Here is a 16,122-nt window from a genome sequence, read left to right as displayed (position 1 = left end):
GCCGTCGGTCTGGTGGTCCTCGCTCTCCTGATCGGTGGGACCGCAATCGCTGCTGGCGAACCGGTGAGCCAGGGGCGCGAGGAGATGGGTTGTCGAGGCGATGCCCGGGGGCTTGACCTGTCGACTGTCCCCCCACACCGACACGTTGATATCTGTCGATCCGGAATGCTCGCCCGATGGGTATTAACCTCGGGATGTACCTTAATAATTCCCGGATAGAGACGCTTCTCGGCACGATTTCGACGGCATTGTTGGTCGGACTGACGGTCCTGGCGATTGTCTGGCCCGATTCGGGGGACGGACTCGGGAAACTCGTCGTGATCTCCTGGGTCGCCTTCGCCGCGATGGCCGGCGGAGCGATCGTCGGAACCCTCTCGAGTGATCGACATCCCCGCGGACTGGTGTGGGGTTATGGACTCGCCAGCGGCGCGATGGTGGCGAGCGCCGCGGCGTTTCTCGTGCCCCAGGCGATCGGTCAGGACCCGCGACTGGGTGGGTTCGGCATCGCCGCCGGGATCCTCGCCGGTTACAACGCCCACACGATCGGCCATCGACTCTCCCATCTCGATCTTCCGATGGACACGACGGCGACAGAACTGGCCGCCCACGCGCTATCTGCGGGATTGATCATCGGAGTCATTTACGGGCAGATGCCGGAACTCGGCTTGTTACTCGGTGTGGCGATCGTCTCCCATAAGGGTCCGGCCGGCTACGCCGCCGCTCGTCGACTCACACTCGACGGGAAGTCCACTGTGCCACTGTTGTTGCCCGCTGCCGGCGTTGGACTGACTGCACTCCCGGTCGCGCTGGTAGCACTGCCCAACACACCGACGATAAACGCCGTCGTCTTCGGGTTCGCGGCTGGCGTGTTCCTCCACGTCGCGATGGACTTTCTCCCCTCGTGTGAGGTCGGCGGCGAGATCGATCAGGCTGCGGGCGTCACCGAGACGTCACACGAACTGCTGGATCGGCTGCGCGTCCAGTCGGTACTTTCGACGACGCTCGGCGGGATTGCCGTGGTGATTGCCTGGGTACTCGTCGCTTGACATCCTCCCCGCCCTGAACGACGGAGCTTTCTCCTCGTACTTCCGTAATTCTCACAATTCCGGCACGTGTCCGGGTTGACCTCGATTCGATGGGTCTTGCCTGTGCGGGGCGACTGGCGGGCTTATCGACTCCTCGTTTTGGCTTGCCTAAAAACCGACGCACTTATCACTGTTTAGGCTAGCCTAAAATCCATGGCACCGAGTAGACGAGCGGTCTTGACGAAGGGAGCGGCGTTGTTTGCCACCGCCGGGCTGGCCGGCTGTGCCGAGATCGGCGGGACGACCGACGGGACGGATGGCGGTTCGGCCCCCGAACACGATGCATCGTTTGCCGTCGCGGCGGAGTGGAACGTCATGCGCGCACGCATCCGGGACGCCGTGACGCTGGGGCGGGCTGGAGCGGCCGGGAAGGGGGCAGACGTGGCCCAGAACGTCTTCGCGCGCTTCGAGGGTGCGACAGGCGAGTACGGTGCCCACGAGATGCTAGAGGAGACGGACGAGACGGCCTACGAGGAGTTCGAGGCGGCACTGGGGACCCTTCGGACGGCGGGACTCGACGCCGGGGACGTTGGGCGTGCCCACGAAGCGGCTGACACCGCCACGTCGCATCTGGAGACGGTCCAGCAGTCCCTCGTCGACGACGCGGCGGCCAACGCCTTTGCCCTCCAGCGACTCGCCCTCTCGATCGACGACGCGTCCTATCTCGTGGACATCGAGGCCTTCGAGGCCGCGCGGACTGTCGCCGAGAACGCCCGCGAGCGGTTCGAGGGGAGTTCAGCACAGAGTGCGCTTGAGGACGCCGATGGGGCGATTCTCGACACCGTCGAGAGCGGTCTCGACGGCGTCGTGACGGCCGCCAGCTCCGGGAACGCCGAGCAATCGACGACGAACGCCGATCTGGCGATCCAGGCGGCCATCGAGGGGAGTTACGCGGTCGCCGAGAGCGATGTCGCCGCCGGGGTGGGGGAAATCGCGGTCGCGCAGGCCCGTGGCTGGGATGGCGCGACGTTGGCCGCGATGGGTGGTCCCTCGACCGGCATCGCTCACGCCGCGACCCTCACGGGCTCTCGCGCCCGGATCACGGATGCGACCTGGCTTGGCGCGCGCGGCGAGACCGACCGCGCGGCGACGGTCGTCGAGGACGTCTTCGCACACTTCGAGGGTGCGCGGGCCCACGACGCGCTCGAATCGGCCGACGGCGAGGCCTACGAGGGTTTCGAGTCCGGATTGGAGGAGCTACAGTCTGCGATCGAGGAGGGCAATGCAGGCGCGATCGAGGACGCCGCTGCCACGGTCGACTCGAATCTCGTCGCCGGGATCGGGGCCCTGGCCGGTTCGAACGCCCCACTGGTCGAGGCTGCGTTCTTCCGTGCTCGGCTCGCCGATGCGCGCGAACGGTACCGCCTGGGCGAGCCCGCCGAGGCCGCCTCGATCGCCCAGGGGCTGTTCGAGCGCTTCGAGGGGAACGAACTCGACTTTCACGAGACCGTCGAGTCCGTCAGCGAGGATCTCTACCACCGCTTCGAGGAGGAACATCTCGCGGGCGTGATCGAGGCCTTCGAGGCCGAGGACGACGAGGCCGTCAGGACTCATTACGAGGGCGTCCAGGCGACGCTGCTTGCGTTCGCGACGACTGCCGGCGGGACGGCCGCGGTGAGTGCAGCCGAGTCCGCCTTCGTCAGCGCTCGCGCGTTCGACGCTGCGGTCCTGGCTACGCTCGGTGAGGCCGACCGCGCGGCGACCATCGCACAGGGGGTCTTCGAGCACTTCGAGGGTAATCCCGGCGGCTACCACGAGGCTCTGGAGCACGCCGACGCGGAGACCTACGAGGCTTTCGAGGAGAGCATCGGCGCAGTGATCGAAGCGGCCGACGGGGGCGAAGACGTTTACGCGCCCGCGAAGAACTTCAATGCCGAGGTGATCGCCTCGGCCTACGCTGTCGTCGAGAGCGCGGGCGGACCACAGCGCGAGGTGGCCGTAGCCGTCGCCGAGGACGCCTTTGGGAGTTTCGAGGAGGCCCGCGTCCACGAACTGCTCGAGGAGTCCGACCACAACGCCTACGAGACGTTCGAGGGCCACCTGGAAGCGTTCATCACCGCGCTGGACGAGGGTGGTGACGTTCAGGGGACCGCCGCGTCGTTCGCGGACGCGGCGCTGTACGCCCAGTTCGCGCTGGTCGACGCTGTCGAGGATGTCCCGCTGAACCTGGACCTGGCCGGTTCGAGTGTCGGCAGCGCCGGTGGCGGTGGTGGCGGCGAATCCGGCGGCAGTGAAACGCAATACCAGGGCGGGCCGAACGTCGCCGAAGGCGTTCCCGGAGACGTCGATCACGTCGTCGACATGACGGCCGCCGCCTTCGAGCCGGCGGAGTTGACTGTCGAGACCGGCGATACCGTCGCCTGGGAGTTCGTCGGTGGGGAACCCCACACGGTCACGGCACTCGACGAAGGCATTCCTGAGAACGCCGAGTACTGGGCTTCCGGGGCCTTCGAGAACGAAGCGGCCGCCCGCGAGGGCTGGGAGAACGGGGTGGGTGCCGTCCAGTCCGGCGAGTCCTACGTCCACACCTTCGAAACTACGGGCGAGCACGAATACGTCTGTATCCCCCACGAACTCGTCGGGATGACCGGAATCGTCGTCGTCGAGTGATCGTCCCGCCGGCCCCGAACTCACGCGTTCGCCACGTCATTCTTCGCCCAGCGGTCGCGAGTGGTCCGTCAGCCGCGGGCATCGGCGGTATTTCGTCCAGACTGGGCACAGCCGAACATTATCCCAAAGTCACGCAGCGTGGTGGGAATCCCTGAACACGACGTTTCTCGTTCGGAAATACTTTCACTGTTTGATGACCCATCGCCTCGTAGCTGTCCTTGCCCGCCGGGCTCGGAGGCGGGCATGCGCATATTGGACCCTCCCACGCGTCTACCGGTTTTCAATCCCCACCCGACCCTGCGGACTCCCTCGGTGTGTTGACGGTGGATTCATCCACTTTCCCGCGCGATCTCGTCGAAGGTGTCGAGGAGGTTCGTCGTCTCGTCGAGAAGTCGGCGCGCGCGTTGTTCCAGCTGCCGTGACCGGTCCTGCTTGCGCTGATAGGCCTCGTGGGAATCCCGCTGCTCGGCTGGGAGTTCGGCTGCGATGACCCGTCGCTTCGCCTCGACACTGAAGTACTCCCCCAGTGTCGCGTACCCGAGAATGGTACACTGCTGGGTCACGGCCGCCCGGACGTCCTCGCGATCGACCGGCTTACAGAGGTAGTCGTCGAACGGCATATCGAGGATGTCGAAGTCGGGATCGATCGCCGTGACCATGATGACCCGTCCGGTGAACTCCATCGCCGCGAGTTCTGCGAGGATGTCGTCGCCGGACATGCCGGGCATGTGACGATCGAGGAGAATCACGTCGATCTCGCGATCCCGGACCGTCTCCAGTGCCGCCTCGCCGTCGTAGTCAGTCTCGACGTCACAGAGCCCCCGCAGGCGGAGTGCGTACGCGTCCGCGACCTCCCGTTCGTCGTCCACCACTAGTGCTCGCGGGAGTTCCTCGTGGGCACCCATCGATCACAGTTCTACGGCGACCGCCTATAAATGTCGGTCCTTCGAGCGACGTCGAACACCGTTCACTCCGCCAGCAACACCGAAGCCGATCGAGCGACGGCCGGTGTCGATCGACAGGGTCTGTATAGCTAGAGTGCCCCGACGGCCTGCCCCTCGATAGCTAGCTGTCACCGCTACCATGCCGGGACAGCTCTCTGGAGATACTGATGTCGAGCGAACCAGTCCGGTCCCGAGTTGATCCCGACTCTCCCCGAGCGGCTCCGCCAGCGGCGAATCGAGACGACAAGCGGCTTCACGAGGACCCGACGGCGCTGCTCGAAGCACTCGGCGACGAGTACACGCGGGCGGCCTTCGAGGCCGTCCTCGACCGACCCCGGAGCGGGCAAGCCGTCGCGACAGTAACCGACATGTCCCAGCCGACGGCGTTCCGACGACTCAATACCCTCGTCGACCTTGGATTGGTCGAGACCGACCACCGAATCGACACCGAGGAGGGTCACCACCACAAAGAATACCGTTCCGTCGTCGACTCGTTCTCGGTGACGATCGACGGCGAAATCGGCGCTGTCATCGAAACTGATCACCGGACAGGATCCCGTTTCGAACAGCCGACGCCCGTCCCAGCGAACGACTGATACGAACTGCTGTAACTGTTCACCGGTACGATCGCCCGCATTCGGGCGGTCGATACCGAAATGACTTACAGCAGTCAGTTTGAGTGCTCGCGTTTGGCCCCGCTCTCCGAACCCCGGTGTCCAAGTGTCGCGCCCCTCCAACGGGAGGCACAGTCGGGCGTTCGAATGCGGTGGCGGGCATCTTTCCGATTCCCATCGGGGACTCATCACTGATGCCACCGACCACACGCGACATCCCATTCGAGAACGACACATGGAACCTCTCAGTGCACTCCGCCTCGGGATCACCGCGTTCGCGGCACTGACAGCCGTCGGGCTCGCTTTGACCCTTCTGTGGCATCGCGAGCGTGCAAGCGCCCGAGCACTACTGGGTGTCGGGGTGGTCTCAGCGGTGGGGACCGTTCTGCATCTGTTCGTCGCCGATCTCACGCCGCCGAACGCGGTGCTCGCAGTGACCGGGTGGGATCTCGAAGCGACGGCCTGGGTCGTGATCGGGACGACCACCGCGGTGATCGCCGGCGGGCTGTGGGTACTGTTCGCCTTTCGATACACCGGTCGATCCCGGCGCGTGATCCGGGCGACCACCGTAATCGTGGCAGGGGTCTCACTCGGTGCCGTCTCGATCGCGGTGGTCGCGCTCAGGGCCCCATCGACACTCGCCTTTCAGATGTTGACGGTGACGTTCCTCCTGGTTGGCTTTCTGGTGACGATCGGCGTGTTCCTGCTCGTGTGGACGGCGATCGGCCAGCAGGCAGTCCGATTTCGGGAGCCGGTATTACTGTCTGTCGGTGCGATCACATTGCTGTTTGGGAGTTTCGTCGCGCAGATCTTCGAGCGGCCGGTCCTTCTCCCGGCGTGTTCGTCGGTCGCAAGTGGACTCTTGGTGGTCGCCATCGTCCGTTATCCGGTCTTCGAGACGCCGCCGGCCGCACGAGTTCTGGGTCGGGATCGCGTCGTCGAGGAGTTAGCCGACGGGATCCTCATCTTCGACCGGCGCGGGCGACTCCAGGACCTCAATCCTGCCGCGGAACGGTTGTTCGACGTCTCGCGAGCGTCGGCCATGGAGCAGCCGATCGAGTCGATATTCCCCACCACCTTCGATCCCGGTGAGCTGGCGAGCGACGGGGAACGACACCGAGTCGAACTGGCGGACGGGACGACGGTTTCCGTGACCGCTGACCCAGTCACGGACGGACAGGGCCGTTCATTTGGCTCTCTCGTACGCTGTACGGACGTGACCGATCGACGGCAGCGGGAGGAACAGCTGACGCTACTCAGCCGCTTCGTCGTCGAAGTGATCCGCGAGCGCATGGCCGCGGTGGCCGACGAGGCGACGACGGGGGCGACCGAATCGGGATCCGCCGACGTCACGGCTGTCGCTGACCGAATCTGGGGGCGGACGACCGAACTGACGACGCTCGTCGCGGAGACGCGGTCGATCGAACGGGCTCTCGCCGAGAACGGAACCCGTACAGACCAGCGACTCGATCCTCGCCCCGTCCTTCGGGAACTCCGCGATTCGATCGCCACCGGATCGGGTCCGGAGATCGCGATCGACGCCTCCGGCGAATCCATCGAGACGACGGTCAGTCCGGCCTTGCTGGCGTCACTACTCGAACCAGTGCTTGCGGCCGCGTCTGCCCACGCGTCGACGCGGATCGACGTCACCGTCGACAGTGACGGGCCGGCGATCCGAGTCGCCGACGACCGACCGAACGTGACTGACAGTACGGGGCACGAACTCGACGCCGATCTCCCGCTGGCCGTCACGCGCCTGGCGTTGGAGCAACTCGGCGGCCACCTCTCCGTCGAGTGGACGACAAACGGGCGACGGGTCGTCGTCGTTTCCCTCCCTACGGATACCACGCCCGGAACCGGACGAGCGGTCGCTGGAGGGGGTGAACGGTGATTTGGCTCGTCTGGCTTGCGCTGGGCGTTGTCCTGCTGGGGACCGGCGTCCTGATCGCGGGGCGAACCGCGCGACACGACCATCCGGGGGTCGTCCCTTTCGCGCTGCTGGCTGTTCTGCTCGCCGGCCTGGGCGCGGCGATCGCGTTCAGCCGGTCCGGCGTGGTGCCGATCGAACTCGACGCGGTCAGCGAGTTACTACTCATTGGCGGATACGCCTTCGCGTCGCTGCTATGGATCGCGTTCGTCTTCGAGTACACCGGTCGCGGGCCGACGATCACGCCGCGGCGTTGGGTCGGGATCGTGCTCCTCGGCGCCTTGACAGTCGTGAGCACGGGGCTCACCTGGGGCCAGCAGACGGGCCGAGTTCGGCTGGGGGTACTCGGCCAGCTTTCGTATCTCACGACGTTCGTCCTGCAGGTGGCGGTGTTCTCGCTGGGCCTGCTCGGCGTGGTGTTGCTCGTGCGATCGGCGGTGACCTACGACGACCTGCCGTTGGGCTCGGCGGCAGCATTCGTCCTCGGGGGTGTCGGCATCACGTTTCTCCCACTCGCGATCGGGTACGGCGGGCAACTGGGCGGCGTATCGATCTATCGCGTCGTCTTCCTCCAGATCACAATCGTCGTTGGGATCCTCGCCTGGATCGGGTTCGGTACCGACGCGTTCGAACGGGGGGCTGTGGCGGGACATCTCGCACGGGAGACCGCTCTCGATGCGATGTCCGTCCCCGTGATCGTCGTCGATCGGACCGGGCGACTACTGGACGTGAACCGGGCCGCTGGGGAAACCTTCGGCGTCGAGACGGCCGGACTCCGGGACCAGTCGATCGCCGACGTGGCGGATATGCCTGCGGATCTCTCTGTCGAACAGCCCATCACGCTCCAGACAACCGCCGGGAGTCGGGAGTTCGTCGTCGACCGGACCAGGATCGACGACACGGACGGTGACGTGCTCGGTCGTGCCTACCGGTTCGAGGACGTGACGGAGCGCCAAACCAGAGAACAGCGGATCCAGGTACTCAACAGGGTACTCCGACACAACCTCCGGAACGATCTGGACGCGATCCGGGGGTTCGCGGAACCGATCCGTGACGGGCAACTCCCGGGAGCGGAGACGACCCAGTACTTCGATCGGATCGGGACGCTCGCGAACGGACTGGTCGATCTTGCCGACGCTGTCGAGCGGTCCGAACGGGTTCTGACAGAGGTAAGCCTCGACCGGGAGCGCTGTGACCTCGTCGCTATCGGGCTGAGGGTCGCCGAGAGAGCGACGGACGCCGACGTTACGCTCGATGCCTTCGATGACGTCGCGATCCGATCCGATCGCGATGCGATCGAGTCAGTGATCAGTGAATTGGTCGAGAACGCCGTGACGCATTCGGATCGGGAAACGCCGTCTGTGACGATCCGTGTCCGCTCGATGGGCGACGGCGGACGAATCGAGGTCGCAGACGACGGTCCGGGGATCCCGCCCGAGGAGCGGGCCGTCCTCCTCGAAGGTGAAGAGACGCCGGTCAGACACGGCAGCGGGGTCGGCCTCTGGCTGGTCTCCTGGACCGTGACGCGACTGGGCGGCGATCTATCGTTCGCAGAACGCGAGCCGCGCGGAAGCGTCGTTACTGTCGACCTGCCTGACTTCGATGTGTCGAGCGGTCCCGAGTCGACTGACGCCGAGGGAGTGTGATGACATCGTTTTTACCGCTGGTCGTCCAACCCGCCGGACACAAACGGCCGATAACCCGATCGTTCCTCGCTTCCCATCTATGATGACCCTCCATCGACGACGGTTCCTGGAACTCGGCGCGGCAGCGACCACCGTCGCGCTCTGTGGCTGTCTCGGCTCCGGCGACGGTGAACCATCCTACGCAGAGTGGATCCCGGCAACCGACGGGGGCGTCCACGTCGGGTATCTGGACTTCAGCATCGCGAGAGAGACGACGGAGGGAGCGCAACTGTTGCCGTTGATCCTTCCCACAGATGCGACCGGCGGCCCCCGCGAAGTCCTCACCGAGATCTCGGGCTCGGACAGTGTCGATGACCCCTTGCTCTCCTGGCCCCTCGAGGTCGGCGGCCGGCTAGTCGCTGGGGCTGCCATAGCCGTCGCCGTGTCCGGACTCGACTATCTCGTCGATCCCAAACAGCCCGACCGCGGTATCCAGGAGTTGTTCATGGCGGATACCGTCGCGGTCGGACGGGGCGAGATCGACCTCGAAGAAGCCACAGAGCGGTTACGTTCTGGATCTGACGGGCCGATTGGTGGCGTTCGACTCGAAGCAACTGGATCAGTCGGGGAATTCACACTCTATGAACCCATCGACGACGAGACGCTGGACGGCGTCACGGCAATCAGCGAGACTGCCGTCCTCGTCGCCGACACCGCAGAGGAAATCCGGCGTGTCGTCGAGGCCACACAAGGTGACCACGCCAGGGAAATCGAGGAGACGGAAACGTTCGAGTGGCTCATCGAGACGGCCGGCGACGGACACATCGGGGGCGGGTGGATCGGACCGATCGACCTCGAGGACGTGTATTTCGGTGATCCATCCGAGCGCCCCGTGGACGCCCTTCTGAGGCCAGACGACGATATCTTCGCGTCGGTGACCTTCGACGCCGAGGACGGCGAGGTCACGGCCGATCTCGCAGTCCAGCGTCCTCTCGATGACGCAACGGCCACCCGGTTCGAATCGCAGTTCGGGTCGGCGAGTGAGAACCCCTCGATCACGGTCGAAGACGAGCGGGTGATCGCCAGCGGGACCTACAGTGAGGACGTTCTCGACTTCGAATTCAGCCAGCCGGATCGGACGACGACTGAGCCCCCGGACGCGAGCAAGCCCGTCGATCCGCCCGAGGCGGTCGCGGAGGCAGTCCCCGACGACGCCTTCGAGTTTACCTACGAGGCCGAACAAGACCGCGTTAAAGTCGGGATCGCCGAGGACCTCGACGTCGAGAAAGTAACGTTTTCAGCTGTCGAATCTGACTACGAGGCCTCGACAACGACGCCACGGGCCGATATGTACATGTACCTTTACGTCGACTCGGACGGTGACACCGTGGTCGTGAGCGCCACCGTCGACGGGACCTCGGGCGTCGTCGCTCGGAAGGAATTCCCCTGACGGTATCGGGAATCCAGTCGTCGCTTAAGGCCGCACGACGATCGTGTTGCCCACCCGGTCACCGAGTCGTCTGTCGGTCTTCGAGACTGCGATCGTGACGATCCCGACCAGATAGAACAACGGCAACCAGTCGACGAGCCGGAGGAGGTTCCGGACGAGCGAACCCAGAAACGACGGTGTCGAGCCGTCCGGTCGTGTCACCTTGATACTGACGAGATACTTCCCGAGTGTCTTTCCCCATCGCCACTCCAACAGCGTGTGATAGAAGATCGAGACGGCGAGCCACAGGGCAAGTCCCGCGGCCGCTGGCCCGCCTTCGAGATTCGTTTCGATCCCTTCGCTCGTGGTCTGTAAGTCGCCGCTCACGACTCCGACCGCAGAGACCGCAACCATAAATAGGGCGATCCAGACGATCGAGTCGATCGCCATCGCGACGCCGCGGATGCCGACGCCACACCGATCGTGCGTGCTTGTCGTCATTACTACTCGGGAATAAACCGCCGGGACGTAAAGATAGACGCCGTACGTTTCCGTCGGCGAAACACGTCGACCCGAGTTTTGTCCATCGACCACGTTGGAGCCCCCATGGAACCGACTACATCGTCCACACGAGACGTCCAAACGGATACCGAGATCACACCGACTGCCGCCTTCGACCGACCGCTCGACTGGGCGATCGGCGTAATTCTGGGCGTTTTGGGACTCCTGATCGCCCTTGGGGGCGCGGCGTTGTATTTTGCCGTCGATCGTCCGGAGATCGCGACGTTCATTCGAGAAGGGGAGTTCCAGTCGGAGGTCCTCACCGAGGTGGAGGCGATCGACGCGCTCGTCGCGTTCGGGACGTGGGGTGGCATCGGCGTCGCTGCTGCTGGGATCACGATCGTCTCGGTCGCCATCGCCGTCGTCGTGGCCCACGGGCACGCCCGGCGCGACGGCCGGGGGACGCCGCACTGGATCCTCGGCGTGGTCGGCGCGATCGTCAACACCCTGTTGAGCTTCGTCCCTCTGTCGCCGCTCCTCGGGGGCGCGGCCGCGAGTTATCTCTCGACCGAGCGCGAGACGAGCGGCGTCGCAGCCGGGACGTTCGCCGGCCTGTTCACGATCCTCCCGGCACTCGTTGCGCTCGTGTTCGTAAGCGTCGGGCTGTTCACGGGCCTTCCCGGAGCAAGCGCGGCGGCCGCCGTCGCGGCGCTCGTAGTCGGAGGACTGTTGGCGATCGTCTACGTCGTCGGATTCAGTGCTCTCGGCGGGTACGTCGGCCGTCGGATCTCGTCCTGAGAGCTGGACCACGACAGGAATACCCTTAACAGGCCGCCGCACGGTAATTCAATACGATGGACACCGGGCTCGAGTACGCACCGATCGGGATCCTCGAGGTGAGCCCGGCTGGCGTCGTTCGCGACGGCAACGACGCCGCCGGGAACGTTCTCGACGTGGATCCTGACGCCGTCGCCGGTGAGTCGATCGACGCTGTCTTCCCGACATCTGTCGAGGGTCGCGTCACTCGGGCGTTCGAGACCCCGCCGGACGCGGAGCTGTCCTTCGAGGAGTACTACCCGGAGCTGGATCGGTGGCTCGCGGTCGATATCGTTCCTGGTGAGGAGACCGTCTATGTCTACCTCCAGGACGAGACCGAGGGCCATCGGCGCGAGCAGCGACTCGCGTCGCTACGGTCTGATCTTCACCGTCTGACAATCGGGAACGAACTTATCGCGGACGTGCTCGGCGACCTCGTCGAGGCCTCGACGCGAAAGGAGATCGCGGAAACCATCTGCCGACAACTGGGCGAGACCGATATCTACGAATTCGCCTGGGTCGGCGAGCGTGCGGTCGGCTCCGACGAGATCACTCTTCGGGCTTGCGCTGGGACGACCGGGCGCACGCTCGACCGGATCGAAGACGCGCTCGACGCCGACCCAGCCCTGCCCGAACTGCGTGCGATCGAGCAGGGCGAACCGACGGTCGTCGAGTCGCTCGGTGAGGACACGTCTGTTCCCGAGGAGATCCGTCGGGCGGCCTTCGCCGACGGACTGGGGTCGTTGCTCGCCGTCCCGTTTTCGTACGGATCGAGCGTCTACGGCGTTGTCGGTGTTTATGCGGCCGAACGGGATGCCTTCTCCGAGCGCGAGCGCGAGAGCTTCGGAACTGTCGGGGAGATGGCCGGCTTCGCCGTCAACGCGACTCGCAACCGGTCGTTGCTCGCCGGCGATCGCGTCGTCGAACTCACGTTTCGGCTGTCGGATTCCGCCGCGCCGTTCGTCGCCGCGGCCGCCGAAACGAATGCCCGGATCGACGTGATAGGTGTGATCTTTCACGGAGAGGAGCTGCTCTGTTACGTTGACGCCGAGACTGACGGCCGGCCCCTGGACGGGATCGTGGCCGTGCTGACGGAGCACGAGTCGGTGATCGGGACGCGAACCGTCGCCGAGCACGACGGTGGCGGGTCGATCGAAGTCCGCCAGCGCGCCGAGACACCCCTCGGGCAACTCCTCAGTCAGGGTGGCACGGTCCGATCAGCCACGTTCGGCACGGACATCGATCGGGCCGTCGTCGAACTCCCGCCGTCGGAAGACGTCCGCCGGATCGCCGACGCGATCACTCACCGGTACGACGCCGAAGTGCTCGCCAAGCGCGAGCGCCGGCGGGACGAACGGACGACCGAGGAAATCCGGGACGGCCTGAGCGGTCGGTTGACGGACCGCCAGGAGGAGGTCCTTCGAACGGCCTTGTTCGCCGATTACTTCGAATCACCACGGGGGAGTTCCGCCGAGGAAGTCGCTGACGCTCTCGGGATCACCGGACCGACGCTCCTTCACCACCTCCGGGCCGGACAGCGAAAGCTCCTGGCGGAAGTGTTCGAGGCGACTGATCGAGTGGCCGATCCGGACCGGTCATCGACTGAGGGGTGAAGTCCTGCGCCAGTCGGGAGGGGAATCAGGCGTGTTCCTCGTAGGGCTGGACGACGACGAAGCCGCCGGGATCGCCGAACTGCATCTGGAAGCGTTCGCCGGACTCCTGGCCGATCATGTCCGAGAGGTTGGTATTAACGTCGACATCCGGTGTCGTCGCACTCCAGGCAACTGTCGCCCCCGGGTCGGTCGTGACGGGTGGTTCCATCACGACCGGATCACCGTGGGTGGTGAGGGCGACGTGACCCGGCCCTTCGAGTGCGACGTTGGTGAAACCGCCTGCGAACGCCCCGGCAAGACTGTCAATCTCGGTGATCTCGTAGGACAGTCCCGACTCGAAGGCGAGGATGTCCTCGCCGTTAACGGTGAGTGATTCGCCGGCGTCGAGTCGGAGGATCTGGACTTCTTTCTCCTGATCGGCGAGATAGAGGTGGCCGGATCCTTCGACGCGCATGATCGGCGTGCCCTCGCCGGTCGCGGCCTCCTTGATGAAGCCGGTGATCCCGCCTTCCGGGGTTGCCTGGCCGGTGAAAGAGAGATCGCCCGTGTAGGCGATCATCGAACCAGCTTTCGCCAACATCGACCCGTCGACCGCCACGTCGAGCGTGTATCGGTTCTCCAGGCTGAACGTCTCGTCTGTTTCTGTCGGTGCGTGTTCGGCTGTGAACTCTTCTACGTTCATCCTATCACAGAGTCGTGGGAACTGACTCCGTTTTCGGCTCCGTGGGCCGGGTAAAAGAACCGCAAGACAGCGTTTCCGAGCGGGAAATCCAGCCACGGGAACGTCGCGTGGTACTGATCGACTACGATCGTCTCAAACCGTTTCGAGACCAGTGATCTCGAAGCGAGCGCCCCTGCTCGTCGAATCAGTGACCACGATCGACCAGCCGTGAAGATCGACGATCCGGGCGACGATCGACAGTCCGATCCCGGTCCCGTGATCGTCGGTACTGAACCCGGGATCGAAGACGCGTTCGCGTCGCTCCGGCTGGATTCCCTGGCCGTCGTCGGCGACGTAGAAACCTGTAGCTTCTTCGAGCGGACCGACGGTGACGGTCACGGCGGTCCCGCCGTGCTCGATTGCATTTCGAAAGAGGTTCTCGAAGAGCCGTCCCAGGCGGTCGGGGTCGGCGAGGACCGTGGGCAACGGTTCTTCGACGACGATGTCGGCATCGTCGGTCTCGACGGTCGCCCACGCCCTCTCTGTGGCAGCCGACAGCTGCACTCGTTCGTCGGGCTGGACGACGTTGGGTCCCCTGGCCAGCGTCAACACGTCCTCGACGATCCGTTCCATCCGGTCGTGGGCATCGGCGACGTGCTCGAAATGTTCGGTCTCGCCGGTGTCCCGAGCCGCCCGCAAGCGAGCTTTGGCAACGTCTAGGGGGTTCCGGAGGTCGTGACTGATCACGCTTGCCACGTGATCGAGCCCGATCTCATCCGTCTCACGGGCGACTCCGGCCGGAAGGGGATTGAACAGGAACACTCCGCCGGACCCCCCGTCTGCCGGGACGACCCGCAGGAGAAACCGGTCTCCTGACCTCGCCCCGGACGCTCCCGTTCGGGCTTCGACGATGAGCCGATCGGCTTCCGTGCCGACGACAGTCGGATCGTCCGGACCCAGCACGATCGACAACTCGAACGTCTCGAACACCCTCCTCACCCGTTCGCCCGGCGTGACAGGCCCGAAAGTCGTCTCGAAGGCCTCGTTCACCCCCTCGACAACCGAGGTTCCGTCGTCGTCCCTGAAGCGACAGACCGGGTCGGGCCACTCTTCGACGGTGAACGGCTCCGTCGTCGTGTCGTCGTCGGTCATGACTCGCGCGTTCCTGGTTTCGGATCCCGTGGCACGCCGCTCGGAAACGGTCCTGGGGTCGTCATCTGGTGATGATAGTCTCAGTTAGTCCCGTCCGCCTAAAGTCCTGAAGGCTAGTAATACAGACACCACCAGCGGGAACGGACGCCTCGGTGACGTCAGGATACCTAGCCTGGCCACTCAGGGGAACGGCGTACAACCATCCAGGCATGAACGGACGACGATCACGAACCGTCGCGAAGCCCTCGCTCCCCGACGCGACCGCCGACTGCCAGAACGGGGACGAATGCCAGCCGGACACCGTATCGAGCGAGACGCTACTCGCGTTGCTCGGGGACGAGTACGCCCGAAAGCTCCTGACGCTGTTGGTCGAACGCCCACGAACGGGTCGGGAACTGGCTGCGGCGACCGAGATGTCCCGACCAACGATCTACCGGCGGCTCGAACGGTTAGACGAGAACGGACTCATCCGCACGGAAATGCAGTTCGATCCGGACGGTCACCACCGAAAGCGATTCCACACCATCGTCAGCGGGTTCGATTTCGAGGTCGGCCCCGACGGAATCGAGGCGAGTGCCCAAAACCCGGGCGACGAACGATCCTGAGACTCTCCTCGTCCCCCCCCATTCAGCCAAATACGCTGATTGATCTCTTCTATAATCTGATCGCTTCGTTGCCGGTTTCGATCGCTGATTTCAACTGTATCCCCGCCAGCGATGGCCACATTCTTTGCATTTGAAAAAACGCGTCGGCGGTTCGTCCGCCGAGGCAGTCTGCTTGATCGTGTACCAGGCTTCGCCGTGGCCACACTCGTCACAGATAACGTCGTCAGCGGTCGGCTTCCCCTCGAAGTTGGCATTCTCTTCGGTCTCGATGACGTCGTCGTCGCTCTGGGCCTCCGTCGAGACGAAGTCGTCGGCCAGACCCTGATCCTTGCGTTCACGATACCCACAGCTCTGACAGACCATCTCCTCGCCGTCCGCATGCATCATCGAGCCACACTCGTCGCAGAATTGCACCATACGATGTCGAATGCCCTCTATCGGCTTGAATGATTAGTTTCCCAGACTCTGGGACGCCGCGTCAGCTGACCCAAAACGTCAACACGTTTCCCGCCCACCGGGAAACGAACGATGACTGCCTCG

General features: G+C 64.7%; 14 protein-coding genes. 9 read left to right on the top strand and 5 right to left on the bottom strand.

The window, feature by feature from the left end; all coding sequences use genetic code 11:
- The first annotated feature begins 176 nt into the window (after positions 1-176).
- Together E3374_RS08065 and E3374_RS08060 are read left to right on the top strand one after the other, a co-directional pair.
- On the top strand, positions 177-1,046 hold the full coding sequence (locus tag E3374_RS08065) for a ZIP family metal transporter (RefSeq protein ID WP_394347455.1): 870 nt from the start codon (positions 177-179) through the stop codon (positions 1,044-1,046).
- Positions 1,047-1,238: 192 nt separating this feature from the next.
- Positions 1,239-3,695, top strand: coding sequence for a DUF5059 domain-containing protein (locus E3374_RS08060; RefSeq protein ID WP_136688562.1), 2,457 nt, complete (start codon positions 1,239-1,241; stop codon positions 3,693-3,695).
- Positions 3,696-4,024: 329 nt separating this feature from the next.
- Here the strand turns inward: E3374_RS08060 and E3374_RS08055 are convergent, their stop codons facing one another.
- Positions 4,025-4,600 carry a response regulator gene (locus tag E3374_RS08055; protein ID WP_136688561.1) on the bottom strand — a complete coding sequence of 192 codons (576 nt, stop codon included), beginning with the start codon at positions 4,598-4,600 and terminating at the stop codon, positions 4,025-4,027.
- Between the two features lie 206 nt (positions 4,601-4,806).
- Here E3374_RS08055 and E3374_RS08050 point away from each other — a divergent pair, with 206 nt between their 5' ends.
- The 4 genes from E3374_RS08050 (at position 4,807) to E3374_RS08035 (ending at position 10,255) form a co-directional block, all read left to right on the top strand.
- Entirely contained in the window at positions 4,807-5,235 is a 429-nt protein-coding gene (locus E3374_RS08050) for a winged helix-turn-helix domain-containing protein (RefSeq protein ID WP_136688560.1), read from the top strand.
- 253 nt (positions 5,236-5,488) lie between these two features.
- On the top strand, positions 5,489-7,144 hold the full coding sequence (locus E3374_RS08045; protein ID WP_136688559.1) for a PAS domain-containing protein: 1,656 nt from the start codon (positions 5,489-5,491) through the stop codon (positions 7,142-7,144).
- Positions 7,141-8,826, top strand: coding sequence for a sensor histidine kinase (locus E3374_RS08040; RefSeq protein ID WP_136688558.1), 1,686 nt, complete (start codon positions 7,141-7,143; stop codon positions 8,824-8,826). Before E3374_RS08045 ends, E3374_RS08040 begins: the two co-directional genes overlap by 4 nt.
- Before the next feature lie 82 nt (positions 8,827-8,908).
- A complete protein-coding gene (locus E3374_RS08035; RefSeq protein WP_211194929.1) occupies positions 8,909-10,255 on the top strand; it encodes a hypothetical protein in 1,347 nt (448 codons plus the stop codon).
- Between the two features lie 24 nt (positions 10,256-10,279).
- On the opposite strand, the gene E3374_RS08030 is transcribed toward E3374_RS08035, so the two are convergent.
- Complete coding sequence (locus tag E3374_RS08030) at positions 10,280-10,735, bottom strand: RDD family protein (RefSeq protein WP_136688556.1); 456 nt, start codon at positions 10,733-10,735, stop codon at positions 10,280-10,282.
- Positions 10,736-10,840: 105 nt separating this feature from the next.
- On the opposite strand from E3374_RS08030, the gene E3374_RS08025 reads away from it, so the two are divergent.
- Together E3374_RS08025 and E3374_RS08020 are read left to right on the top strand one after the other, a co-directional pair.
- Complete coding sequence (locus E3374_RS08025) at positions 10,841-11,533, top strand: DUF5518 domain-containing protein (protein WP_136688555.1); 693 nt, start codon at positions 10,841-10,843, stop codon at positions 11,531-11,533.
- A gap of 56 nt (positions 11,534-11,589) precedes the next feature.
- Positions 11,590-13,164 (top strand): bacterio-opsin activator domain-containing protein, encoded by a 1,575-nt coding sequence (locus E3374_RS08020; protein WP_136688554.1) that lies wholly within the window; start codon positions 11,590-11,592, stop codon positions 13,162-13,164.
- Between the two features lie 25 nt (positions 13,165-13,189).
- On the opposite strand, the gene E3374_RS08015 is transcribed toward E3374_RS08020, so the two are convergent.
- Entirely contained in the window at positions 13,190-13,846 is a 657-nt protein-coding gene (locus E3374_RS08015) for an AIM24 family protein (protein WP_136688553.1), read from the bottom strand.
- Between the two features lie 132 nt (positions 13,847-13,978).
- Positions 13,979-14,977 (bottom strand): sensor histidine kinase, encoded by a 999-nt coding sequence (locus tag E3374_RS08010; RefSeq protein WP_136688552.1) that lies wholly within the window; start codon positions 14,975-14,977, stop codon positions 13,979-13,981.
- A 209-nt stretch (positions 14,978-15,186) separates the two neighbouring features.
- Between E3374_RS08010 and E3374_RS08005 the strand changes: the two genes are divergently transcribed.
- Complete coding sequence (locus E3374_RS08005) at positions 15,187-15,582, top strand: ArsR/SmtB family transcription factor (RefSeq protein ID WP_136688551.1); 396 nt, start codon at positions 15,187-15,189, stop codon at positions 15,580-15,582.
- A 90-nt stretch (positions 15,583-15,672) separates the two neighbouring features.
- On the opposite strand, the gene E3374_RS08000 is transcribed toward E3374_RS08005, so the two are convergent.
- A complete protein-coding gene (locus tag E3374_RS08000; protein ID WP_136688605.1) occupies positions 15,673-15,996 on the bottom strand; it encodes a transcription factor S in 324 nt (107 codons plus the stop codon).
- Positions 15,997-16,122: the final 126 nt, after the last annotated feature.

The sequence above is a fragment of the Halorhabdus amylolytica genome, from assembly GCF_004944975.1.
Lineage (GTDB): Archaea > Halobacteriota > Halobacteria > Halobacteriales > Haloarculaceae > Halorhabdus > Halorhabdus amylolytica.
Note: the sequence above shows the minus strand (reverse complement) of the source record. Positions and strands in the feature narration are given on the sequence as shown.